The sequence below is a fragment of the Aequorivita sp. H23M31 genome, from assembly GCF_004022485.1.
Lineage (GTDB): Bacteria > Bacteroidota > Bacteroidia > Flavobacteriales > Flavobacteriaceae > Aequorivita > Aequorivita ciconiae.
In genome coordinates this window covers 3,225,050-3,248,756 of record NZ_CP034951.1, presented here as the reverse complement: position 1 = coordinate 3,248,756, position 23,707 = coordinate 3,225,050, and the positions used below count along the sequence as shown (strand labels likewise).

At 38.0% G+C, this 23,707-nt stretch carries 20 protein-coding genes and 1 pseudogene; 10 read left to right on the top strand and 11 right to left on the bottom strand.

Features of this window, described 5'->3' with window-relative positions:
- The first annotated feature begins 114 nt into the window (after positions 1–114).
- The 5 genes and pseudogenes from EI546_RS16290 to EI546_RS14240 all read left to right on the top strand — a co-directional run bounded on the left by EI546_RS16290 (position 115) and on the right by EI546_RS14240 (position 4,374).
- Positions 115–291 carry a DUF5522 domain-containing protein gene (locus tag EI546_RS16290; RefSeq protein ID WP_164905251.1) on the top strand — a complete coding sequence of 59 codons (177 nt, stop codon included), beginning with the start codon at positions 115–117 and terminating at the stop codon, positions 289–291.
- Between the two features lie 75 nt (positions 292–366).
- Positions 367–724, top strand: a pseudogene (locus tag EI546_RS14255) (GxxExxY protein).
- Positions 725–813: 89 nt separating this feature from the next.
- Positions 814–2,868: a urocanate hydratase gene (locus tag EI546_RS14250; RefSeq protein WP_128251171.1), complete on the top strand. Its 2,055-nt coding sequence runs from the start codon at positions 814–816 to the stop codon at positions 2,866–2,868.
- A gap of 68 nt (positions 2,869–2,936) precedes the next feature.
- On the top strand, positions 2,937–3,476 hold the full coding sequence (locus EI546_RS14245) for a DUF4136 domain-containing protein (protein WP_128251170.1): 540 nt from the start codon (positions 2,937–2,939) through the stop codon (positions 3,474–3,476).
- 283 nt (positions 3,477–3,759) lie between these two features.
- Entirely contained in the window at positions 3,760–4,374 is a 615-nt protein-coding gene (locus EI546_RS14240) for a hypothetical protein (RefSeq protein WP_128251169.1), read from the top strand.
- A gap of 92 nt (positions 4,375–4,466) precedes the next feature.
- On the opposite strand, the gene EI546_RS14235 is transcribed toward EI546_RS14240, so the two are convergent.
- From EI546_RS14235 to EI546_RS14220, 4 genes are all read right to left on the bottom strand, one after another.
- Positions 4,467–6,074 (bottom strand): T9SS type A sorting domain-containing protein, encoded by a 1,608-nt coding sequence (locus EI546_RS14235; RefSeq protein WP_128251168.1) that lies wholly within the window; start codon positions 6,072–6,074, stop codon positions 4,467–4,469.
- Between the two features lie 193 nt (positions 6,075–6,267).
- Positions 6,268–8,337 (bottom strand): alpha-ketoacid dehydrogenase subunit alpha/beta, encoded by a 2,070-nt coding sequence (locus EI546_RS14230; protein ID WP_128251167.1) that lies wholly within the window; start codon positions 8,335–8,337, stop codon positions 6,268–6,270.
- 156 nt (positions 8,338–8,493) lie between these two features.
- Positions 8,494–8,859, bottom strand: coding sequence for a four helix bundle protein (locus EI546_RS14225; RefSeq protein WP_128251166.1), 366 nt, complete (start codon positions 8,857–8,859; stop codon positions 8,494–8,496).
- Between the two features lie 146 nt (positions 8,860–9,005).
- The gene (locus tag EI546_RS14220) at positions 9,006–10,328 is read right to left on the bottom strand and encodes a dihydrolipoamide acetyltransferase family protein (protein ID WP_164905250.1); all 1,323 of its coding nucleotides are present in this window, start codon (positions 10,326–10,328) and stop codon (positions 9,006–9,008) included.
- A 224-nt stretch (positions 10,329–10,552) separates the two neighbouring features.
- Between EI546_RS14220 and EI546_RS14215 the strand changes: the two genes are divergently transcribed.
- On the top strand, positions 10,553–11,752 hold the full coding sequence (locus EI546_RS14215; protein ID WP_128251165.1) for an ATP-binding protein: 1,200 nt from the start codon (positions 10,553–10,555) through the stop codon (positions 11,750–11,752).
- A gap of 4 nt (positions 11,753–11,756) precedes the next feature.
- Here EI546_RS14215 and EI546_RS14210 read toward each other — a convergent pair whose 3' ends face one another.
- The 4 genes from EI546_RS14210 to EI546_RS14195 all read right to left on the bottom strand — a co-directional run bounded on the left by EI546_RS14210 (position 11,757) and on the right by EI546_RS14195 (position 15,449).
- On the bottom strand, positions 11,757–12,362 hold the full coding sequence (locus tag EI546_RS14210) for an acyltransferase (RefSeq protein WP_128251164.1): 606 nt from the start codon (positions 12,360–12,362) through the stop codon (positions 11,757–11,759).
- Between the two features lie 1,162 nt (positions 12,363–13,524).
- Positions 13,525–13,884, bottom strand: a complete 360-nt coding sequence (locus tag EI546_RS14205) for a four helix bundle protein (RefSeq protein WP_128251163.1) — start codon at positions 13,882–13,884, stop codon at positions 13,525–13,527.
- A 113-nt stretch (positions 13,885–13,997) separates the two neighbouring features.
- Positions 13,998–14,750, bottom strand: a complete 753-nt coding sequence (locus tag EI546_RS14200; RefSeq protein WP_128251162.1) for an enoyl-CoA hydratase/isomerase family protein — start codon at positions 14,748–14,750, stop codon at positions 13,998–14,000.
- Between the two features lie 240 nt (positions 14,751–14,990).
- Complete coding sequence (locus EI546_RS14195; RefSeq protein WP_128251161.1) at positions 14,991–15,449, bottom strand: flavodoxin; 459 nt, start codon at positions 15,447–15,449, stop codon at positions 14,991–14,993.
- Between the two features lie 135 nt (positions 15,450–15,584).
- On the opposite strand from EI546_RS14195, the gene EI546_RS14190 reads away from it, so the two are divergent.
- The 4 genes from EI546_RS14190 to EI546_RS14175 all read left to right on the top strand — a co-directional run bounded on the left by EI546_RS14190 (position 15,585) and on the right by EI546_RS14175 (position 20,476).
- On the top strand, positions 15,585–16,565 hold the full coding sequence (locus EI546_RS14190) for a bile acid:sodium symporter family protein (protein ID WP_128251160.1): 981 nt from the start codon (positions 15,585–15,587) through the stop codon (positions 16,563–16,565).
- A gap of 84 nt (positions 16,566–16,649) precedes the next feature.
- Positions 16,650–18,314, top strand: coding sequence for an ABC1 kinase family protein (locus EI546_RS14185; protein ID WP_128251159.1), 1,665 nt, complete (start codon positions 16,650–16,652; stop codon positions 18,312–18,314).
- Positions 18,315–19,501: 1,187 nt separating this feature from the next.
- Positions 19,502–19,717, top strand: a complete 216-nt coding sequence (locus tag EI546_RS14180) for a hypothetical protein (RefSeq protein WP_128251158.1) — start codon at positions 19,502–19,504, stop codon at positions 19,715–19,717.
- 300 nt (positions 19,718–20,017) lie between these two features.
- The gene (locus EI546_RS14175; protein ID WP_128251157.1) at positions 20,018–20,476 is read left to right on the top strand and encodes a ferritin-like domain-containing protein; all 459 of its coding nucleotides are present in this window, start codon (positions 20,018–20,020) and stop codon (positions 20,474–20,476) included.
- A gap of 98 nt (positions 20,477–20,574) precedes the next feature.
- Here EI546_RS14175 and paaZ read toward each other — a convergent pair whose 3' ends face one another.
- The 3 genes from paaZ to EI546_RS14160 are packed head-to-tail and all read right to left on the bottom strand — an operon-like array spanning position 20,575 to position 23,685.
- The gene (gene paaZ / locus EI546_RS14170; RefSeq protein WP_128251156.1) at positions 20,575–23,070 is read right to left on the bottom strand and encodes a phenylacetic acid degradation bifunctional protein PaaZ; all 2,496 of its coding nucleotides are present in this window, start codon (positions 23,068–23,070) and stop codon (positions 20,575–20,577) included.
- Positions 23,071–23,110: 40 nt separating this feature from the next.
- The gene (locus EI546_RS14165) at positions 23,111–23,443 is read right to left on the bottom strand and encodes a type II toxin-antitoxin system PemK/MazF family toxin (protein ID WP_128251155.1); all 333 of its coding nucleotides are present in this window, start codon (positions 23,441–23,443) and stop codon (positions 23,111–23,113) included.
- Entirely contained in the window at positions 23,440–23,685 is a 246-nt protein-coding gene (locus EI546_RS14160; RefSeq protein ID WP_128251154.1) for a ribbon-helix-helix domain-containing protein, read from the bottom strand. The genes EI546_RS14165 and EI546_RS14160 overlap by 4 nt, the downstream gene beginning before the upstream one ends.
- Positions 23,686–23,707: the final 22 nt, after the last annotated feature.

Here is a 23,707-nt window from a genome sequence, read left to right as displayed (position 1 = left end):
TCACAAAATTACGGTTATTTTAGGCGAAAATGCTATAATTGAATTGCAATCCATCCTTCGCCGTATTTAAAACAATTGGTAAACTTTCAATGTTGAAATCCTTATTTTTGTAAAATGTTATTTCCGAAGAAAAAAATTGAAATTGAAGACGGTGATTATTATCTCACGCCAGAAGGTTATAAATGCTTTACCGAACAATACCATTTAAAACGTGGCTACTGTTGCCAAAGTGGATGTAGGCATTGTCCGTATGGGTTTGATAAGAAAACAGGAAAAATAATAAGTCCATAACTCTGCGCTCTTAGCGTCTTTGTGGTAATATCTTTCACCACAAAGACGCAGAGAACGCAAAGAGAAATATTAGATATGACTGAAAACGAACTTTCTTCAAAAGTAATAGGAGCTTGTATAGAAGTCCATAAACAACTTGGACCTGGTTTACTGGAAAGTACATATGAGATTTGTTTGGCGCACGAGTTAAGATTGATGGGGCTTGAAGTAAAAGAACAAACCTGTAGTTTATAAAGAAATTAAGCTGAATGCTGGTTATAGAATTGATATGATTGTAGAAAATAAGGTTATTATCGAAATAAAATCAGTCGATGCCCTAGCACCTATTCACACGGCTCAAATATTGACATATCTAAAATTAAAAGGAATAAAGCTCGGACTCTTAATCAATTTCAATTCGGTTAAATTGGTGGACGGGCTTAAAGAATTGTAAACAACTTATAACTCCGCGTACCTCTGCGCCTTTGCGGTAAAAATTCCACCGCGGAGGCGCAGAGTACGCAGAGAAGAATAAATAAAATCATGGATTTCAAAGAACAAATACAACAAGGCATTCCATCAACTCTTCCAGAGAAAAAGGAATATGATAAAACTGTGAATCACGCTCCAAAACGGAAGGAGATTTTATCTGAAGAAGAAAAAGAGCTTGCCTTACGGAATGCACTTCGATATTTTGAACCGGAACTTCACGCGGAATTACTACCTGAATTTAGAGAAGAACTGGAAAAATACGGTCGTATTTATATGTATCGTTTCCGACCAGAATATAAAATGTATGCCAGACCTGTGGAAGAATATCCGGGTAAATCGGAGCAGGCAAAAGCAATTATGCTGATGATCCAAAACAATTTGGATTATGCCGTTGCCCAGCATCCACACGAGCTAATCACCTACGGCGGAAATGGAGCGGTTTTCCAAAACTGGGCGCAATACCTGTTGACGATGAAATACCTCTCAGAAATGACAGATGAACAAACTTTGGCGATGTATTCCGGCCATCCCATGGGTTTATTTCCTTCTCATAAAGATGCCCCACGAGTTGTAGTAACCAATGGAATGATGATTCCAAATTATTCAAGTCAGGACGATTGGGAAAAATTTAATGCACTTGGCGTAACCCAATACGGACAAATGACGGCGGGAAGCTATATGTATATTGGTCCACAAGGAATCGTTCACGGAACAACGATTACGGTATTAAACGGTTTTAGAAAAATTAAAAAAGAAACAAAAGGAGGTTTGTTTCTAACCGCTGGTCTAGGAGGAATGAGCGGTGCCCAACCAAAAGCAGGGAATATAGCAGGTTGCGTAACGGTTTGTGCCGAAGTAAATAAAAAAGCCACTGAAACTCGTCATTCCCAAGGATGGGTAGATGAAGTAATTTCAGATTTGGATAAACTGTGCGTTCGAGTGAGAGAAGCAGTTTCGAATAAAGAAACCGTATCTATCGCTTACGATGGAAATATTGTAGATGTATGGGAGAAATTTGCGGAAGAAAATATTCATATCGATTTGGGAAGTGACCAAACTTCCCTTCACAATCCTTGGGCGGGCGGATATTATCCAGTTGGGATGACTTATGAAGAATCTAACGAAATGATGGGTAGTAACCCGGAACTCTTTAAAGAAAAAGTTCAGGAAAGTCTTCGAAGACAGGTAGATGCCATCAATAAGCACACAGCAAAAGGCACCTACTTTTTCGATTATGGAAATGCTTTTCTTTTGGAAGCTTCCCGTGCAGGCGCTGATATAATGAATGATAAGCCCGTGTCAGGTCGAGCGCAGTCAGGTCGAGCGCAGTCAGGTCGAGCGCAGTCAGGTCGAGCGCAGTCGAGACCTCAATCGGAATTCAGATATCCTTCGTATGTTCAGGATATTATGGGTCCAATGTGTTTCGATTTTGGATTTGGTCCCTTTCGCTGGGTATGTGCTTCGGGAAAACCTGAAGATCTTCAAAAAACGGATGAAATTGCCTGTGAGGTCTTGGAAGAAATGATGAAAAATTCACCTAAAGAAATCCAGCAACAAATGCAGGATAATATAACTTGGATTAAAGGCGCCCAAGAAAACAAACTGGTTGTCGGTTCGCAAGCAAGAATTTTATACGCCGATGCCGAAGGAAGAATAAAAATCGCTTCCGCTTTTAACAAAGCTATTTCCGAAGGAAAAATAGGGCCTGTTATTTTAGGGCGCGATCATCACGATGTTTCGGGAACGGATTCTCCTTATCGGGAAACTTCCAATATCTACGATGGCAGCAGATTTACAGCAGATATGGCCATTCAAAATGTGATTGGCGATAGCTTCCGTGGTGCGACTTGGGTAAGCATCCATAATGGTGGTGGCGTAGGTTGGGGCGAGGTTATAAACGGAGGTTTCGGAATGGTTCTTGATGGTAGTAGCGATGCACAACGACGTTTGGAAAGCATGCTTTTTTGGGATGTAAACAACGGAATATCGCGCCGCAGTTGGGCACGAAATGACGGAGCAGTTTTCGCAATAAAAAGGGCGATGGAAAACAACCCCCAATTAAAAGTCACCCTTCCAAATTACGTGAATGACGATCTATTTAAATAACACTCATTAACCCAAAATGAATTCAAGAACTTTAAAAACTTCACGGATTCGTATTAAAAAAAACCAGTATGAAAGCACTTAAATTTTTTCCGCTATTGCTTCTCTTTGTACTGACCTCATGCTCCACGGTTAAAGTGGCATCAGACTATGACAAAGAAGTAAACTTCAATCAATATCACTCCTTCGCATTTTATAAGCCAGGAATAGATAAAGCACAAATAAGTGATTTGGACAAAAAACGCATTCTTAGGAACATTGAGAATGAATTGATAGCCAAAGGAATGACCAAGTCCGAAACTCCAGATTTATTGGTGAGCATCTTTACCAAAGAAAGTCAGCGTGTGGACGTATATAACAATAATTTCGGGTACGGTTGGGGCTGGAATCCTTGGTACTATGGAAGTTATTACGGTGGAAGCAGTGTTTCCCAAACCGCCGAAGGCACTTTATTTATTGACTTGATCGATGCCAAGACGAATAACCTGGTATGGCAAGGAATGGGAAGTGCCGATCTGGTGACCCAGAATATGGAGAAGAAAGAAGCACGGATTCAAGAAATTGTAAACAAGATCTTGGAAAAATATCCTCCAGGTGCAGCTAAAAAATAAACCACTAATCCTATAATTACAAGGGTTTTTAAAAGCGGAAGATGTGTTCTCCGACAATAGTTTACCACGAGCACACGAATTTTTTTATAACTTTTTCGTGTATTTATGGTAAAACCAAGAGAATTAGACTTTTTCGCACCACTAGTGTTTTCAATGAAATTGAAATTCTTGCAGTCCTATATCTGGCTTTAATTGATAGGCTAGAATGCTAAACAAATCAAAAGTTCACTTCGGTGGACTTTTTTTGTTTGTATTTTTAATGTTAGAACCCAACACAATAATCATGAGAAATCTAATTTACATCTTTTTAATCACCCTCTTTTTTGGCTGTAAGAATAAACATAAAGAAATAAATCCAACTGTCTCCGATAATGGACCCGTTGTGGAAAATATCACATCAACTGAAAATAATAAAACTGATTATCAGCATGAAATTATTCCCGGGAAAAGATTGGGAAACATAATATTAAATGAAAATTCAACTGCCGTAAAAGACAGTCTTGGCAAACCAGATTCAGGAGATGCCGCAATGGGAAAAGCGGTTGCCACTTGGCATCAAGGGTCAAAAGATCAATTGAGCATTTACACAACTACCCAAATGGGTGTGGAAGATTTCTCTAGAATCAAAGCGATACGCACTTTATCTCCAGATTATAAAACTAATGATAATTTGGCTGTGGATAGTACTCTAGATGAAATAGAAATTAACTATAAACTAAATAAAGTAGGAGATTTTACTTCTGAAGATCATAATTATATACTCTACTCTACAGTAGAAGGAATAGGTTTTGAAATAGGAGAAGATGGAAAATGTCACGGAATTGTCCTGACGGAAAAAGGAACCGAACCCCAACAATTATATCTTACCTTCTATCCAGATTTAAAGAAAGCTAACTAAATTCAAATAGTACTTTGCGACTTGGCGTCTTTGCAAGCGGTATTTTTAAGGCAAAGACGCAAAGCCACGAAGATAAATTGGGAATCTTAATTCTATTGTTTAATTAATTTAATTCCTTTTTGGATTCCATTCTCTGTGGAAATAGACATAAAATAGATGCCCGCAGTCCAGCTTTGGGTATCTATCGAAACGGATTTTTCTGCATTGTATTTAGAACCGAACACCTCTTGTCCTAAAGCATTATAAATTGAAACTCTATTTATGGCGGAATCACTATCTATCAGCATTTCATCATTTACGGGATTAGCGAAGAATAATGAGTATGTATTATAATCATCTATTCCCACCGTATCATCCACCAAATTCTGGGCGTATATTTTTAAACCTTCGCCCTTGTCTTCAGCAAATATGGCCACATTTTGCATATTACCTTCCCTAGTAAAGGTGATTCTATGCTTGCTTGCAGCAAAAGTAGCCATTGGAATTGTTTGTGTATCCCAACCAAAATCCCCGTTTTCATCTAAATAAACGGCATTTAAAACTGTCGGCATTGCACCATTATTATTTCCTTCCTCAATTAGAAAAAGAGGATTTCCATTTCTTAATCGAAGTTCACCTGCATGCGATTTCTCACTTCCAATGGGATATACCACTTTTGCATTTTCCGATAACAAACCCTCTCCAGAGTCTTTATTAAACTTTTGCACATATTCTCCGCGTTCATTTTGGCTTTGATCACGATACGTTGCGATTGCCCAAATATTTCCAGAACCCTCCTCAAAAGCTATTTCGGTTTCCATTTCATAATTGGTTTGGTTCGTGTCGAAATCAGCCCCATTGATTCCCCAAGGCAAGGTTCCATCAGGATTAATTCTTTGTAAATAGGAATCAAAACGTGTTCCCTGCGAGGCGAAATATCCCATATAAACTATATTACCATCCTGAAGACCTGAATATGATTGGTTAAAAGCGGTGGCACTATTTGAAAGCTGAACTGGAGCTCCCCAAACCGGGTCTCCATCACTATCATAACGCTGGGCATATAAATTAGAATTGATCCCGAACAATAAGGAATGAAAAACGACAATATAATTTCCATCAGAAAGTTCGAAAAGATTTCCGGGCACGGTAGCACTTGCTCCCTCTATTGGTTTCTCAGCAGCCCATATTGGTGCTCCGGTTTCGTCAAATTTCTGCATCACTCCTCCAGAAGAACCCATCCAGCTTACAATTGCTTGATTATTTGTCAAAGGCAAGACCGTAACAACATTTCCACTGCCCACCTGAACTCCGTTTGTACCCCATAAATGGTTGCCATCTACATCCATTTTAAAAACAAAGGCAGGATTTCCACCTCCTGTCCCCGTGGCCCCGATATATAAATGGTCATCAGAATCAACAGTAGCACTCATAGTAACGGTATAGGAACCCATGGGTATCTGATCGCTTACCAACATTCCGTCATCACCAAATTTTCGATTACCGTCGGCATCCATAACCTGCAATCGCAATTCGATAAAGGTTGGTGCTGGTACATTTTTCCAATAAACAACATAGGTTTGACCATCTGAAGTGCCGCGAGCAAGCACATCCAATTCTCCAGATTCGGCCACAAGTGTATTTTGATCTGTATCCGTAGTCCATTGTGCAGTAGCGGTAAATATGGATAAAAGAATCAAAATTGAAGTAATTGTTTTCATTTTTGAGTGTGTTTAATTCGACATAGATTTAATTAAATTGACTTTCCTTTTTAATATTTAAATTATGACAAATCCATAAAAGGACTATCTCCTATTCAAAATTAAATAATCAATTTAAAAAAATAAGTCTGAAATTCAATTTTTTAAACAATCCTAAAATACTAAAAATGCGATAGCTTAAAGCCTCCTTCCATCAATACCCCAATACCTCCAAAATTTTCCCTTTCACTTTTTCAGTAGAAGGAATCATCGTTTCTTCCAAAGTAGAATTTAGCGGAATTGCGGGCATATTCTCGGAGCCGATCAGCATTACGGGTGCATCGAGTTGCTGGAAACATTCCTCTTGAATTCTCCCTTGAAGACCTCTACTAAAACCATTTTCGGAAGGTTCCTCCGTGACGATCAAACATTTTCCACATTTCTTGACCGACTTGAAAACCGTTTCATAATCCAAGGGATGCAAGGTTCTAAGATCTACAACTTCAATCCTGTCCTGCATATCAAGTTCTTCGGAAGCATTCATCGCCCAATGTACACCCATTCCGTAGGTTATTATTGAGAGCGTTTCCTCATCTTCCTGTTTCCAAATTTCCTGAAGTACCCAAGCCTTTCCAAATGGCAATATATAATCCTCTGCTGGCAACACCGAAGTCGCGCCTTGAGTTCCTTTTACCTTGCTCCAGTAAAGTCCTTTATGTTCAAAAATGACAACAGGATTCGGATCGTAATAAGCGGCTTTTAGCAACCCTTTTAAATCGGCTCCATTACTCGGATAAGCTATTTTAAGTCCGCGGATATTGGTTACCACACTTTCTACTGAAGAAGAGTGATATGGACCCCCGCTACCATACGCGCCGATAGGCACACGAAGAACCATGGAAACGGGCCATTTTCCATTGGAAAGATAGCAGCTACGTGAAACTTCGGTAAAAAGCTGATTGAGTCCCGGCCAAATATAATCCGCAAATTGCACTTCCACAAAAGGCTTTAGTCCCACCGCACTCATTCCCACAGTACTTCCAACGATAAATGCCTCTTGAATTGGGGTATTAAAAACGCGATTATCTCCGAATTTTTCAGCTAAAGTTGCCGCTTCACGGAAAACGCCGCCCAATCTTCGTCCTACGTCCTGACCGTATAAAAGTGACTCAGGATGTTTGCGCATAATTTCTTCCAAAGCCGAAAGAGCACAATCCACCATCACAACTTTCTCTGCTCCTTCAGGACTTCTTTCCCCTACTTCCTCAGTAATTTCTGTGGGAGCAAAATCGTGTGTAAAAAGATCTTCTGGTTTGGGATCCTCAGCCTGAAAAGCTTTCTTTAAATCCTTTTCGATTTCGATTTGGATTTCGTTTTCAATTTCATCCAGTTCTTTCTGCTCAAAATCGTTTTCCAGAAGCAATTTCACCATTTTTGGATATGGATCACGAGAACGCGCTTCCTCCAGATCATCGCGATAAAATTCCATTCGGACCCCCGAGGTATGGTGGTTTAACAGCGGTACTTTCGCGTGAACCAAAAACGGTCTGCGTTCTGTCCTAATTGTTGAGATTACATCTTGAAGTGTATTATAACTCTCTTCGAAATCGGTGCCATCGATAGTCACAGCCTCCAGACCCTTAAACCCTCTGGCATATTCAAAGGCATCTTGTGCTCTGGTTTCCTCCGCATTGGCAGAAATATCCCAGCCGTTATCCTGCACCAAATACAGGATCGGCAACTTTTTTAATACGGCCATTTGAAATGCTTCGGCAACTTCTCCTTCGGTAACGGAGGCATCACCAAGGCTACAGACAACCACAGGGAATTCTGAATTCTGAATTCTGAATTCTGAATTAAAAGACTCTTTGTACCAAAACCCCAAAGCAACCCCTGTGGCGGGAATAGCTTGCATTCCGGTAGCGGAACTTTGATGGGGAATTTTGGGTTTGTCATCATCACGAAGACTGGGATGGGAATAATAGGTTCGCCCGCCCGAAAATGGATCGTCTTTTTTTGCTAAAACTTGCAGCATCAATTCGTAGGGAGTCATTCCTATGGAAAGCAGAATTGAGTCGTCGCGATAATAGGGAAAAACATAATCCTGCGGCAAAAGTTGCATTCCCGCGGCAATTTGAATCACCTCATGCCCGCGCGAGGTAGCGTGCACGTATTTTGAAACGGCCTTAAAATTCTTCTCATAGATCTCCGTCATTGCTTTAGCGGTGACGAGGGTTTTGAAGGCTTTTTTGAGTATGTCTTTGGTAATTGCTTTATTTTCCATGCATATAATGATTGGACGTTTTGAACCACGAACGCTTGCGAGGCAAGCTTCACGATTCACGACTCTTAAACTTAACCTCCTTTAATCAACTGTTTCTTGTCTTGGGTCGTGCAGTGAGCAAAGCGAATGGTCGTGATTCAAAATGTCTTTTCTAATTCATTTATCCGGATCCAAAGAATCCATAAAATTTGATATTTTACATTGAACTTTCTTCACTTGATCTTCAAGTTTTAAGAATAATTCTTCTTCTATAAAATTCTGACGATGGCAAACATTCAATTGCGTTTCCCATTCAAAGGCCGATCCCAAACTATCATCTAAATATTTTAAAAAATGTCTATCGGTCCCCTTGCTTGATCCTTCCGATATATTCGACGCGATTGAGACTGAACAACGGTTCATCTGCGTTCTTAGACCATACTTTTCATAATCAGGCAATTTTGATGTCAACAAATAATTCTCATCAATAAGAACCATTGCCTCCTGCCATATTTGCAATTTTTTAAAGTTATGTCTTCTCATTCTCAAAGTTTTTATCCATTGAAAATGTATCCCGCCGAAAGTACTTCAAATGTTCAAAACTCGAATTCAATCAAAATTTGTCGTGACTCGTGCAGTAAGCGCAAGCGAACGATCGTGGTTCAAACCGTCCAACCACGAACCAAATTTCAAATCTTTCTATCCATATCACAATCCTCCATATAATCAGCAATTCTCCTTAAAAAAGAACCAGCCAAGTATCCGTCCACTATTCTATGGTCAAAAGAAAGCGAAAGATACATCATTTGTCTAATTTCAATAGTATCGCCGTCTTCACGCTCCATTACCTCAGCTCTCTTTTTGATAATTCCTGTTGCTAAAATCGCTGCTTCAGGTTGATTTATTATCGGGGTTCCCATTAAACTTCCAAAAGTTCCCACATTACTTATTGTAAATGTACTTCCTGAAGTGTCATCTGCTTTTAATTTGTTATCTCGGGCCTTTCCAGCCAGTTCATTTGTAGCCGCGGCCAGTTCCTGTAAATTCTTTTTGTCGGCATTTTTTACTACTGGAACAATTAAGTTTCCAGAAGGTAAGGCGGTTGCCATTCCAATGTTTATTTCGTCTTTGACGATGATATTCTTTCCATCTAGAGAAGAGTTTATCATAGGAAAATCTACAATTGCTTTTGATACAGCTTCAACAAATAGGGGTGTAAACGTTAATCGCTCTCCATATTTTTCTTGAAAGTCATCCTTGTTTTTATTTCGCCAAGTAGCCATATCGGTTAAATCCGCTTCCACATAAGCGGTAACGTGGGGCGAAGTGTGTTTTGAAAACACCATATGGTCGGAAATCATCTGGCGCATTCGGTCCATTTCGATGATTTTGCCTTTTCCTTTATCGAATTTTAAATCTGGAATTTGAAAACCAGATGGTTCAGGAACAGCTTGAGCGAATTTGAAAGGACGACCATTAGCCAAATATTCTGACAAGTCGCTTTTTCGCAATCTACCGTCTTTTCCAGTTCCTGGAATTCTTGCTAGTTCCTCGTAACTGATGTGATTTTTTCTGGCGATGGAGTCAACTAAGGGTGAAATGAAAATATTTTCATTGACTCTGAAGGAAGATGGAGATGATGATGAAGATGAAATTGAAGTTGAATTCGAAATACCCCCGGCCCCTAAAGGGGAGTTTTTAGCGGATGATGAATTTGATTTATGTTTTTGTTTTAAAGGTTTTGATGGTGATTTTTTTGGACCAGAGATTTCGGATAACTCCAATATTGCCACAATTTCTCCAATGGGAACCACATCTCCGGCATTAAACATTTGTGATATCATTTTTCCTGAAAATGGCGCGGGAACTTCGTTATCTACTTTATCAGTGGCCACTTCCAATAGCGCATCGCCTTCCTCAAAGGAATCTCCTTCTTTTACATACCATTCAATGATGGTTCCTTCAGTTATGCTTTCGCCCATTCTGGGCATCTTGAACTCGGTTTTATTCATATTATAAGATGTAAGATGCCGAACAAAAAGAACTTGATTCGGCGGAAAAGAATCTTCTAAGCGAAAATAAGCATTTCTTTTTTGCTTTGGTAGAAATCTAAATATAGATTATCTTGTTATTTCCAAGAACATAATCCCATATTTTTGTTCCTCACAAGAACAATTTTATAATTTTTTGTTCCTATCAAGAACAAAAAACTTATCTTTATATAAATTTAATCACGATGGAAGAATTAAAACTGATCCAAGAAAATCTTTTTCGTCAATTATCTCCTTTCCGAAGATATCTTTCAGAAGAAATAGACTGGAGCGATAGATTGATAGCTGTAAAAGGAGCTAGAGGAACCGGGAAGACTACACTTCTGTTACAACGCATCAAATTCGATCTTTCTGAGGAAGATAGAACTAGAGCACTTTATGTCACCCTGGATGATCTGTATTTCTTGGAGAATACCCTTATCCAGTTGGCTACTGAATTTAGTCTTTCAGGAGGAAAGTTTTTGTTTTTGGATGAGGTCCATAAATATCCGCGCTGGTCACGAGAGTTAAAATTGATTTACGATCGATTTCCCAGCCTTTTCGTTGTTTTTACTTCCTCTTCAATGTTGGATATTCTTAGTGGAGAGTCTGATCTGAGCCGGAGGGCAGTTTCTTATACCTTGCAAGAACTATCGTACCGGGAGTTTCTGGCATTGGAATTGGAGAGTGAGCTCCCCGTTTTTTCATTTGAGGAACTTATAAATCAACATCAGGAAATCAGTCAGTTGTTAAAGGAAAAACTGGAATATCCATTAAAACATTTTGAAGATTATTTATTCTTTGGAGCCTATCCTTATTTTAAGGAAAACAGAAAAACCTATTCCCAAAAACTCCTTCAAACGTTGATGTTAATAATAGAAAACGATATGAATGCTGTGGAAAATATCAGCTTTGAAGAAAGTAGAAAAATAAAAAAACTACTGATGGCCATTGCTCAGAGTGCTCCTTTTACGCCTAATATATCCAAACTGAGCGAACGTTTGGGAATGAACCGAAAATCACTTCTCAATGCTATCCGACTATTAGGTCGTGCAGATTTGGTTATAGAATTGTTTAAATCTACAACAGGAATTGGAGTTTTTACAAAACCAGAGAAATTATATCTGCACAATTCAAATATCATTTATGCAATGGATGGCAAGAATTTTAATATGGGTGCTGTAAGGGAAACTTTTTTTGCAAATCAAGTTTCTAAGAATGAAACGCTGCATTTGGCCGATAAAGCAGATTTTTTGGTGAATAAAAAGTATGTATTCGAAGTAGGTGGAAAATCAAAAACAGGCAAACAGATTCCTGATTCTGCAAATGCGTATATCGTCAGGGACCAAATTGAATTTGGAACTGCGAAAACAATTCCGTTATGGCTTTTTGGGTTCTTGTATTAAGAAATTACTTTTTATTTTTACCTCGAAATTCATTCAAGGTTTTATAAAAATCGTCCTGCACGGGTCTGTCCTTTGGAATCTCCCGCAGCGGCTCCACTTCTCTCAAACTCTCGTGGCAATCTGACGGGAGTTGCTGGTACAATCTTGTTCCGGCAGTTTTCCAGGCCATCATTTCATCAGAAATATCCTTAATAGCTTTCGCTGGATTTCCGACTATTAATTTCCTTCTTGGAAATTTTTCTTCCGCTTTTACAAAACTCATTGCGCCCACGATACATTCATCGCCAATTTCAGCATCGTCCATTATTACGCTGTTCATCCCAATTAAGCAATTTCGTCCAAGATTCGCACCGTGGATTATTGCGCCGTGGCCTACGTGGGCACTTTCTTTTAAGACAATACTTTTTCCCGGAAACATATGGATAGTACAATTTTCCTGTACATTTACTCCATCCTCAAGAATTATTTCCCCCCAGTCGCCACGAATGGCCGCCCCCGGACCGATGTAGCAGTTTTTGCCTATTATTACATTACCCGTAACTGCCGCCAATGGATGGACGAAGCTACTTTCGTGGATTACGGGGATGTGGTTTTTGAAAGAAAAAAACATGGTTTTAAATTGAATGACAAAAAGATGAACGGACTAAATGATTAAAAGACATAGTTTATATCAACGAATTTTTAAAATTGGAAATCATCGCTTGCAATTTTTGTTTTAAATTGAATGACAAAAAGATGAACGGACTAAATGATTAAAAGACATAGTTTATATCAACGAATTTTTAAAATTGGAAATCATCGCTTGCAATTTTTGTTTTAAATTGAATGACAAAAAGATGAACGGACTAAATGATTAAAAGACATAGTTCATATCACGAATTTTTAAAATTGGAAATCATCGCTTGCAATTTTTGTTTTAAATTGAATGACAAAAAGACGAACGGACTAAATGATTAAAAGACATAGTTTATATCAACGAATTTTTAAAATTGGAAATCATAGCTTGCAATTTTTGTTTTAAATTGAATGACAAAAAGATGAACGGACTAAATGATTAAAAGACATAGTTTATATCAACGAATTTTTAAAATTGGAAATCATCGCTTGCAATTTTTGTTTAAATTGAATGACAAAAAGATGAACGGACTAAATGATTAAAAGACATAGTTTATATCAACGAATTTTTAAAATTGGAAATCATCGCTTGCAATTTTTGTTTAAATTGAATGACAAAAAGATGAACGGACTAAATGATTAAAAGACATAGTTTATATCAACGAATTTTTAAAATTGGAAATCATCGCTTGCAATTATTGTTTTAAATTGAATGACAAAAAGATGAATGGACTAAAAGATTAAAAGACATAGTTTATATCAACGAATTTTTAAAATTGGAAATCATCGCTTGCAATTTTTGTTTTAAATTGAATGACAAAAAGATGAATGGACTAAATGATTAAAAGACATAGTTTATATCAACGAATTTTTAAAATTGGAAATCATCGCTTGCAATTTTTGTTTTAAATTGAATGACAAAAAGATGAATGGACTAAATGATTAAAAGACATAGTTTATATCAACGAATTTTTAAAATTGGAAATCATAGCTTGCAATTTTTGTTTAAATTGAATGACAAAAAGATGAACGGACTAAATGATTAAAAGACATAGTTTATATCAACGAATTTTTAAAATTGGAAATCATCGCTTGCAATTTTTGTTTTAAATTGAATGACAAAAAGATGAATGGACTAAATGATTAAAAGACATAGTTTATATCAACGAATTTTTAAAATTGGAAATCATCGCTTGCAATTTTTGTATAATTTGCAAATTGTTCTCAAATGTAATATTATCTATATATTCCAAATCAAACGCACAAATTAATTGCGTTTCCCATTCAAATGCCGAACCTAAAGCAGTTTCTAAATACTGAATGAAATGTTTGTCGGAATTTCTGGACGAACCCTCTGCAATATTTGATGCAATGGAAACAGAACATCGCTGCAACTGGTTTGAAAGACCATAAATCTCAATTTTAGGAAAATTGGAAGTCATAGAATAGGTTTCCTTCACAAGCTTCCTTGCATCTTGCCATATTGCTAATTTTCTGAAATTATGCTTTAATGCCATTATCTATTAAATTGTCGTAGGTTTTTTCTTCCTTTTGTCCTTTCATCTTTTTATCCTTTAGTCCTTTCTCCTTTCGTCTTTTTATCCTTTAACTCAATTGTATTAATAACTAACTATTTAAACCTCTTCAACGTTTCCTTCGTAAAATCACTCAAAACCAATTTTCCTGAGATTCCTGCTCTTTCAGCTAATAGGTTATCCCAATCTTCGGTACCGCTCCAGAAAACTTTTTTCATTTCCTTCATGGCCTCTGGATTGTAATTGCAAAGATTTTCGGCGAATTTTTGAACAGCCTCATCCAACTCTTCTAAAGTTTCATAAACCTCGTTGTACAATCCTTTTTGTTTTGCCCATTCGGCTTCATAAAAAGAATTTGCATCAATGGCTATCTGGCTAAAACCGCTTGTTCCCAATTTTCTTTCAACCGCTGGGCCAACAACAAAAGGACCAATGCCGACGTTTAATTCGCTTAATTTGATAGCTGCAAATTTGGTTGCCATACAGTAATCCGTTGCGGCTGCTACTCCTACTCCACCGCCAACTGTTTTTCCCTGAATTCTTCCAATGATGAACTTTGGACATTTGCGCATGGCGTTGATTACGTTGGCAAAACCACTAAAGAATATTTTGCCCGTATCAGCGTCGTTTATGTTTATCAACTCATTGAAACTGGCGCCGGCGCAAAAAGTTCGGTCGCCCCCGCTTTTAAGGATTATTACTTTTACTCCATCATTTTTTCCTGCTTCGGTTATAGTATTTGCAAGTTTTGCCAAAATATCTCCCGGAAGGCTGTTATGTGCTGGATGAAAGAATTCTATGGTTGCAATCCTATTGTTTATTTCCTGTTTTACGTATGCTTCTGTCATGATATTTACGCGGATGCGAAAGATTTAATTTTAGATTTAGATTCAATTTCTACAAAATAACTAACCTTCCTAAAAATGAAAGAATAAATATATTTCGATGATACAAAATAACTAACTTTTCAGAAATATAAGGGTTGTTGGGCAAGTTTAAACTGAAAACAATTGTTTGGTATATTCTAAGTTGATTCCAGATAGAATATCTTAACGATGTGAAAAATTAATAGGACGGTATAACGATCATTAGGTAAAAGCTTGCTTATAGGATTCGAGGATACTTTCAGCAAATCTCCTTATATTCTCCTTATCCTTCTTGTGGGGATCAAGGTTTATTTTCAGACTTTCCACGCCCTTTATAGCATTGGTCTTTTCAAATTGCTTTTCAAAATCATCAACAGCGGGGCAGAATTTTTTATAAATGCGATCACCTGAACCCAGAACTCCAAAAACCTTTCCGGTTAAATCCACTTCTTCTAAGTCATAATAGAAATCCTCAGCTTCTTCCGGCAAATCTCCATCGGCGCCATAGGTATAGGTTGCCATAACACAGATTTCATAATCAAGGTACTCCTGAGGATATAATTCTGTGCATTCCTTTACTAGAACTCCGACATTTAAATCTCGAAGATTTTGAGCCAAAATTTCGGCAATCTTTTCCGTAGTCCCCGTCATACTTGCAAAAACGATTAGCGCTTTTATCATTTCTTTTGCTTTTTAATTATTTCTCCGGATTGTGTTACTTGTATTTGCAACAACACAAAATTAGTAATAGTTCCCGCAATTCCCTGTCCAATTGGAATTGGCATTTATATATTTGCACAAAAATTAAAAAGATTAATGCTCAAGAAAATCAGAATAGACAAGTTCGTCATCGCCGTTGTTATAAGTGTTGTAATTGCCTATTTTTTGCCACAGCTTGGTGCTTCTGACAGTCCTGTACCAATGGACTTAATAAGTAGTCTGGGGATTTCTTTTATCTTTTTCTTTTATGGTTTGAATCTTAGTACCGAGGCACTAAAAAACGGTCTCAGAAACTGGAGATTGCACGTGGTCGTCCAAAGCAGTACATTTATTTTGTTTCCTCTTCTTATTCTGCCATTTTTTCCCTTTGTAAAGGACACCTCCTACGAGCTCATTTGGTTGGGATTTCTCTTTATGGCGGCACTTCCATCCACTGTTTCTTCTTCCGTTGTAATGGTTTCAATGGCCAAAGGAAATCTGCCAGCGGCAATATTCAATGCCAGCATTTCGGGAATTTTGGGGATATTATTAACGCCACTCTGGATTTTACCCTTTATAAATGAAACAGATGTGGTTTTCGATTTTTCAAGTATTTACATTCAACTTTTTACCGAAATTATATTACCGCTTGCCCTAGGATTGATACTACGAAGATATTTGGGAAGCTGGGCAGGACGTAATAAGAAACGGCTTGATCTTTTCGATAAATTTATTATACTGCTTATTATTTATAAAAGTTTTGTGCATTCCTTTGAAGATAAAATTTTCAGTAGTATCAGTTTGTCGAAAATGGTGATTATGATAGGTCTGGTTGTTTTATTATTCTACATAGTTTTTTCTTTGACTGGTTGGATAGGCAAGATTTTAAAGTTCAACCATGCAGATAGGATTACCAACCAATTTTGTGGCACCAAGAAATCTCTTGTCCATGGAACTGTTTTCTCCCAAGCGATGTTCGGAGGAACAGGTATAATCGGCATCTTACTTTTACCATTGATGATATACCACGCATTCCAGATTCTGGTTATAAGTGTGGTGGCTACCAAGAGAGGAAGAGAGACGGTTGTGGAGGAATAACAGTTTCCCCACTAAAAAATCTTCATTTCGATATTGTTCTAAAATCGGACGATAAAATTTTGTAGTTTTCAATAAAAATTCAAAATGAGCCTCCTTCCCGATCAATATGACAAATATCTGCGCTTTTTCCAATTCATGATTAAATATTGGAACAGCGATGTGTTTCTATATACTGAAGAAAAAATCACCGATTCCGATGCAAATACTGAACCGGAATCCTTTGATCATTCTCCTGAGGAACTCGCGGAAGATTTAAAAAAGATGGGACCTACATATGTGAAATTAGGGCAACTTCTTTCTACTCGTCCCGACTTATTGCCCCCCTCTTTTATGGACGCTCTCGCTACACTTCAGGATGATGTAGAAGGAGTGGAATACGCCGAAATTGAAAAAATATTTAAAGAAGAGCTTGGGGTACGTATTTCCAAGGCATTTGCATCCTTTGAAACCGAGCCACTCGCGAGTGCTTCCATTGGTCAAGTCCATCGTGCGGTGCTTCATTCGGGAAAAATGGTGGCGGTAAAGATACAGCGACCTGGTATTCGAAAACGATTTATAGAAGATCTGGACACTTTAATGTCACTTTCTGAAAAGGTAGAAACTTATAGTGAGACTGCCAGAAATTATGCCGTTCATAGTGTTATTGAAGAACTGAGGTATATTCTTCTTAAGGAATTGGATTACACCCTCGAAGCTCAAAACCTGGCAACCCTAAAGAAAAATCTAGCAGGATTTGATCATCTGTTCATTCCTGCTCCCATACTTGATTATTGTTCTTCCCGAGTTTTGACAATGGAATTTGTTGAAGGGGTGAAAATAACCAAGGTTTCTCCCTTAAAACGTCTTGATGTTTCTTTGGAGCCTTTGGTGGACGATTTAGTAAAAGGATATTTAAAGCAAATAATCGTTGATGGTTTTGCCCATGCCGACCCGCATCCTGGAAATGTTTACCTGATGCCCGACAATAGGATTGCTTTAATGGATCTGGGCATGGTCGCCAAATTTAGCGATAGTATGCGCGAGACAATCCTAAAGTTAATGATTGCCTTAAGCAATTATGATGGGGATCGTGTAGCGGATATCCTTTTGGGAATAAGTGAGTATGATGAAAAGAATATAGACGTTTCGGTATTCCGTAAAAATGTACTTCGAAAAGTGCAGGAAAATGAAGATACGCGCGCAAAAGATCTACAGACGGGCCGGTTACTTATTCAGGTAAACCAGATGGCGGCTAAGGAGGGAATCCATATACCGGTGGAATTGAATATAATGGGCAAAATTCTTCTTAATTTGGATCAGACAGTGGCCTTTTTAACTCCAGACTACGATCTTCATAATACCGTAAAAGAATATGTGCAGGAGTTGATGCACAAACGAATTAAAAAGAATTTAAAGCCTGGAAATCTGATGGAGCTGTTCCTGGAAATGAAAGAGCTGACTGAAAATCTTCCCTTTAGATTAAATAAGTTTACTGAAAACCTCTCTGAAAACCGTATAAAGTTTACCGTTGACGCCATAGACGAAGAACGATTTACGGATGCATTCCAAAAAGTTGCCAATCGTATTACGGCGGGAATAATCGTTGCCGCCCTAATTGTTGGTGCGGCGATGTTGGTAAGAATACCCAGTAATTGGAATATTGGTGGTTATCCAATTTTCGCTTTTTTATTATTTGTACTAGCAGCTATTATTGGACTATACCTTCTTTATCAAATTTTGTTTAAGGATGAGAACAGGAAGAAAAAATAAACGTTTCGATGGTTCCAAATTTTAGAAGGATGCCACAATGAGCTCCTGTTAAAAAATAGCGTTTAACTAAATTATTAAATGATCTGAAATAAGGGGTTCGACAAGCTCACACTAAAACCTATTGTGGCCTCTGTCAAACTGAGCCTGTCGAAGTGCGGTCGCCAAATCTATTAAATTGGTCTAAAATAAGGAGATTCGACAAGCTCACACTAAAACACATTGTGGCCTCTGTCACACTGAGCGAAGTCGAAGTGCGGTCGCCAAATCTATTAAATCATTTAAAATAAGGAGGTTCGACAAGCTCACACTAAAACACATTGTGGCCTCTGTCACACTGAGCGCAGTCGAAGTGCGGTCGCCAAATCTATTAAATCATTTAAAATAAGGAGGTTCGACAAGCTCACACTAAAACACATTGTGGCCTCTGTCACACTGAGCGCAGTCGAAGTGCGGCCGCCAAATCTGTTAAATCATTTAAAATAAGGAGGTTCGACAAGCTCACACTAAAACCTATTGTGGCCTCTGTCAAACTGAGCCTGTCGAAGTGCGGTCGCCAAATCTATTAAATTGGTCTAAAATAAGGAGGTTCGACAAGTTCACACTAAAACCTATTGTGGCCTCTGTCACACTGAGCGCAGTCGAAGTGCGGTCGCCAAATCTATTAAATCATTTAAACTAAGGAGGTTCGACAAGTTCACACTAAAACACATTGTGGCCTCTGTCACACTGAGCGCAGTCGAAGTGCGGTCGCCAAATCTATTAAATGGTCTAAAATAAGGAGGTTCGACAAGTTCACACTAAAATCTATTGTGGCCTCTGTCACACTGAGCGCAGTCGAAGTGCGGTCGCCAAATCTGTTAAATCATTTAAAATAAGGAGATTCTCTATTTGTAAATCTTTGAATTTTTCAGTCATAAAAGTTTTTTTTCACCAATTCTTATTCGAAACAGTCATTCCAAACAATGTTCGGATAAGAGGATAAGACCCAATAAAATCAAATGTTTACAGCAGATGAAGTCAAAGTTGAAGTTGAAATTGAGGTTGACGTCTCCTTTACTCTTTGGGCTTTTATCCCTTTCTCTCACCTGATTTAAGATTCTCCTTGGTTCCAAAAGTTAAAGAGTGTTAGCAATCATTTTAAAATTTATGATTTTGACTAACTTTCCATCTAAGTAAAAAATCAGGTTATGAAAAAAGATGAAAAGAAAACACCAATGCTCGACCCGAAAATTAAGAATGAGCAAAATATAAAAGATCAGGATTATCCCGGAGAGCCAAATTCAAAACCAGTTAAACCGGAAAAAATAAAAAAAGAGGATCCCGAAAAGGTTCCTGAATCCAATGATCCAGCAGGATACGGAGAAATGGGTAATGTTAAGAAATCGCCCTATAAAAAAAATTAGTTCGAAAAAGTGGCAGTTGGCAGTAGCAGTGGACAGTTAGAAACCAGTGGCAGATTTGCAAAGGTATTGGTATTGCCAGTTACAAATTTCCAATTTCGGATTGGGAGCATTAAATTATAAGTCAAAAACATCCATCGTCCGTTGAAGGGAAATATTAAACATTTTATAAAAACAAGGCGGAGTCCAAAAGGTCTATCTATTTTTATGAATGCATCTTAAAGGTGAATACCAAATCTTTCTTATAACGCTATGGGGATTTTGGTGTTTAGACTGGATAGATTAATTTAAAAAAATATCTATATGAAGACAAAAGAAGAAGTTTCAGATAAAGTATCAGAACTAATTGAAAAGAATATTGATTCTTATAATGGTTTCGTAAAGGCATCAGAGAAAGCTCAGGATATGCCTTTAAGGGATTATTTAATCGACCAGGCGGAAGAAAGAAAGTTTTTTGCTGCGGATCTTTCGAACGAATTGAAGAATTATAATTCAGAAATTGAAATTGATACCCAAGGAACCCTTTCGGCTTCATTCCGGCAAAGTTGGCTGGATATTAAAGCTCTTTTGGGTGGAAATTCAGACAAGTCAATTCTTGAAGAATGTATAAGAGCAGACCGTGCAAGTGCAGATGAATATGCAAAATTTATTAAGGATTATTCCTCCGCTTCCCCTGAAATAGTCTCCTTAATCGAAAAACAATCCCAGAGAATTGTCAATAATCTGGATAATCAGGCCAGATTAAAGGATATACTTTCATAAGAAAGAGATGATAGATTTCCCGATAAATCTTTAAGTATAATACAAAAAAATTCCCGCCATTCAAGCGGGAATTTTTTGCGTTTTCTATTTATAATAAATCAAATCAACCCAAACTGCTCAAAGTGATGGTTTAAATGTTTGCGCTCCAATAAGTAAGATTCATATCGGTTCAACATTCCAAAAACTCTGTTTTTTAATTGGGAATCTGGGTTTTGCTTATAGTACTCTTTATACTGTTCTCGAGCTTCGAGCATTTTTTCTTTGGCAGTAGCTAGATCAGGATGCTTTAAGTCTTCCAATTCACCTTTTTTCATAGTTGGAAACTGAGTATGATGCGGAAATTTGTCGTAATTATATAAACTGTTATGAACTTTCTCCAATATCTTCTCTGGTGTGGATATCTCAAAATCTTGGTTTTCACCAGACATAATTCGGTAGCCTTCTTCCAAATGTTCCATTAAATGCTGTGGTGTAAGGATTCCCCACTTTGGCTTTGTGTTCTCGGTTAGTTTTTCCAGCGTCTCACGAATTTTTTCATCGGTCATCTCTACAAAAACTTCTTGTTTCTTTTCAACCATAGTTAGAATAGTAGCCACAGCAACCAATTCATCTTCTTGATCAAAAACCTCGACAAACCATTTTACGATTCCGCTTGGATGTTCTGCTCCTGCTACATCACGATCAACTTTCTGTTTACAGGTCAGCCGAACGTAAATGGTATCACCGTCGTACATTGGACGTAGAAAACGGCACTCTTCCAAACCGTAATTAGCGGCGACAGGTCCCTTATTCGGATATACAAACAATCCCGCAGCTGCAGCAATTATAAAATAACCGTGAGCTGTGCGCTTTTCAAAAATACTTCCATCCAAGGAAGTGGTATCGGTATGGGCATAAAAATGGTCCCAAGTAAGATTGGCAAAATTGATTATATCACTATCCGTCAGTGTACGCTTATGGGTTTTTAAGGACATTCCAGGTTCGATGTCTTCCCAATGGTATTTGAATGGATGCTGATCAGCTTCCTTGTATTTGGCGTTTTGTTGATAAATACCAGTGATTTCCGTCAAAGTTGTAGGCGAACCTTGAATGGCGGTGCGTTGCAAATAATGCTTAATACCTCGCACTCCACCCATTTCTTCTCCTCCCCCCGCTCGACCAGGTCCTCCGTGGACCAAATATGGAAGTGGTGAACCATGACCAGTACTTTCCTTTGCACTTTCACGGTTTAACACCAAAATCCTTCCATGATGGGAGGCGGCGTTGATAACATAATCTTTGGCAATTTTATCATCATTGGTGGCGATGGAAGAAACCAAAGATCCTTTCCCCATTTTCGCCAACTCGATGGCTTCATCAAGAGATTTATACGGCATTATGGTGCTCACTGGACCAAAAGCTTCCGTTTCGTGAACAGCGAGATTTTCGAAGGGATTATCTTCTCGAAGTAGAATTGGGGCAAGGAAAGCGCCTTTTTTCGCATCGGCTCCGATAACTTCAATTTTATCAAGGTCTCCATAGACGATGCTTGCAGTTTTTGCCAATTCCTGGACACGTTCCCTCACTTCTTTCACTTGATCTAGGCTTACCAAGGATCCCATTCGCACTTCCTTTAAACGAGGATCACCAATAGTTACTTTTGCCAAGGATTTTCCAAGGGCAATCTGAACATCTTCGATCAATTTTTCAGGAACAACCACTCTTCGGATGGCAGTACATTTTTGACCACATTTTACGGTCATTTCAGTTCTCACTTCTTTGATAAAAAGATCAAATTCGGGAGTACCCGGAACGGCATCCTCACCTAAAATAGAAGCGTTCAATGAATCAGCTTCCATTGTAAAAGGTACAGATTCCTCGATAATTCTTGGATGTGCTTTAAGCATTTTCCCTGTGGAAGCCGATCCTGTAAATGTGACCACATCTTGCGATTCTACGGAATCTAAAATAGTTCGGGCAGAACCGTTTATCAATTGTAAAGCTCCTTCCGGTAAAATTCCTGAAGCAATAATCTCACGAACCACTGCTTCGGTTAAAAATGAAGTATTGGTCGCGGGTTTAACCACCGCCGGCACTCCCGCCATCCAATTGACTGCACACTTTTCCAACATACCCCATACCGGGAAATTAAAAGCATTTATATGAATTGCCACGCCCTGTTTTGGAACCATAATATGGTGCGCCATAAACCGGCCACCTCGGGATAAATCAATGGGATCACCCTCAACGTGATAGGTTTGATTGGGAAATAACTTCCGAAGGGAGGCATTGGCAAAAAGATTTCCAAAACCTCCTTCAATATCAATCCAGCTATCCACTTTTGTAGCTCCTGTTCGGTAACTTATTTCGTAGAAATCGGCTTTCTTTTTTACGAGATGAAGCGCAAGGGATTTTAGCATATTGCCGCGTTCCTGGAAAGTCATTTTTCTAAGGGCATTCCCTTTATCGCGACCGTATTGTAAGATTTCGGCAAAGTCAAGACCTTCCGTATCAGAAAGTGCGACAACTTCACCGGTAATGGCATCGTGCATTGGGACTCCTTCCCCATTACCTGTTCGCCATTGCCCTGTTATGTAATTATGTAGTTTTTTCATGTTTTATTTATTTCAAAATATACTAGGCGCAAAATCACCCTTAATACTTTAATAATTTTGATAAAGAGGAATGTATTTCATCTATGGTTTCGGAATTTACATTGCCTATTTTATTCTTAAATCGCTCATCTGAAAGTGTCCTTATCTGAAAAACTAAAATTTCAGATATACTTTTTAATCCATTAATTTCATTGGGTTCCAGGATTGGATTATTTTTAAAATTATGAAGAGACGATGTCAAGGGGCAGACAATCTTTAGCTTAGATTTGTTATTCATTGTATCACCGCTTATAATAACTGCCGGTCTTACTCCTGCTTGCTCATTGCCTTTAATTGGATCAAAATATACTTTCCAAATTTCTCCCTGCTTCATTCTTTGTCGTATTCATCAAGCATTTTAAACCAATCTTCAATACCCTCTTCAGCTATAGCTTGCATTTCTGGGTCGTTTGAAATGCGTTCAAAAGATTTTGCATATTGAGCTTTTTCCAATCTTTCTAAATAATACTCCAAAGCCTTTTGGAGCAGTTTATTTTTCGGGATTTTCAAATTCTTTGCCTCTTGAGCCAATTGCTCCAGAAGTTCGTCCGGTAAACTCGAAGTGAATGTTGCCATTTTATATTTATTTATTGTAAAT

Excerpts from the sequence above, each read along its gene's own strand:
- EI546_RS14225 (WP_128251166.1), bottom strand. The coding sequence starts at position 8,859 with ATGAGAAGACATAACTTTAAAAAATTGCAAATATGGCAGGAGGCAATG.
- EI546_RS14175 (WP_128251157.1), top strand. The coding sequence starts at position 20,018 with ATGAAGACAAAAGAAGAAGTTTCAGATAAAGTATCAGAACTAATTGAA.
- EI546_RS14190 (WP_128251160.1), top strand. The coding sequence starts at position 15,585 with ATGCTCAAGAAAATCAGAATAGACAAGTTCGTCATCGCCGTTGTTATA.
- EI546_RS14245 (WP_128251170.1), top strand. The coding sequence starts at position 2,937 with ATGAAAGCACTTAAATTTTTTCCGCTATTGCTTCTCTTTGTACTGACC.
- EI546_RS14185 (WP_128251159.1), top strand. The coding sequence starts at position 16,650 with ATGAGCCTCCTTCCCGATCAATATGACAAATATCTGCGCTTTTTCCAA.
- EI546_RS14180 (WP_128251158.1), top strand. The coding sequence starts at position 19,502 with ATGAAAAAAGATGAAAAGAAAACACCAATGCTCGACCCGAAAATTAAG.
- EI546_RS14205 (WP_128251163.1), bottom strand. The coding sequence starts at position 13,884 with ATGGCATTAAAGCATAATTTCAGAAAATTAGCAATATGGCAAGATGCA.
- paaZ (WP_128251156.1), bottom strand. The coding sequence starts at position 23,070 with ATGAAAAAACTACATAATTACATAACAGGGCAATGGCGAACAGGTAAT.
- EI546_RS14210 (WP_128251164.1), bottom strand. The coding sequence starts at position 12,362 with ATGTTTTTTTCTTTCAAAAACCACATCCCCGTAATCCACGAAAGTAGC.
- EI546_RS14235 (WP_128251168.1), bottom strand. The coding sequence starts at position 6,074 with ATGAAAACAATTACTTCAATTTTGATTCTTTTATCCATATTTACCGCT.
- EI546_RS14220 (WP_164905250.1), bottom strand. The coding sequence starts at position 10,328 with ATGAATAAAACCGAGTTCAAGATGCCCAGAATGGGCGAAAGCATAACT.
- EI546_RS16290 (WP_164905251.1), top strand. The coding sequence starts at position 115 with ATGTTATTTCCGAAGAAAAAAATTGAAATTGAAGACGGTGATTATTAT.
- EI546_RS14160 (WP_128251154.1), bottom strand. The coding sequence starts at position 23,685 with ATGGCAACATTCACTTCGAGTTTACCGGACGAACTTCTGGAGCAATTG.
- EI546_RS14195 (WP_128251161.1), bottom strand. The coding sequence starts at position 15,449 with ATGATAAAAGCGCTAATCGTTTTTGCAAGTATGACGGGGACTACGGAA.
- EI546_RS14250 (WP_128251171.1), top strand. The coding sequence starts at position 814 with ATGGATTTCAAAGAACAAATACAACAAGGCATTCCATCAACTCTTCCA.
- EI546_RS14200 (WP_128251162.1), bottom strand. The coding sequence starts at position 14,750 with ATGACAGAAGCATACGTAAAACAGGAAATAAACAATAGGATTGCAACC.
- EI546_RS14230 (WP_128251167.1), bottom strand. The coding sequence starts at position 8,337 with ATGGAAAATAAAGCAATTACCAAAGACATACTCAAAAAAGCCTTCAAA.
- EI546_RS14165 (WP_128251155.1), bottom strand. The coding sequence starts at position 23,443 with ATGAAGCAGGGAGAAATTTGGAAAGTATATTTTGATCCAATTAAAGGC.
- EI546_RS14240 (WP_128251169.1), top strand. The coding sequence starts at position 3,760 with ATGAGAAATCTAATTTACATCTTTTTAATCACCCTCTTTTTTGGCTGT.
- EI546_RS14215 (WP_128251165.1), top strand. The coding sequence starts at position 10,553 with ATGGAAGAATTAAAACTGATCCAAGAAAATCTTTTTCGTCAATTATCT.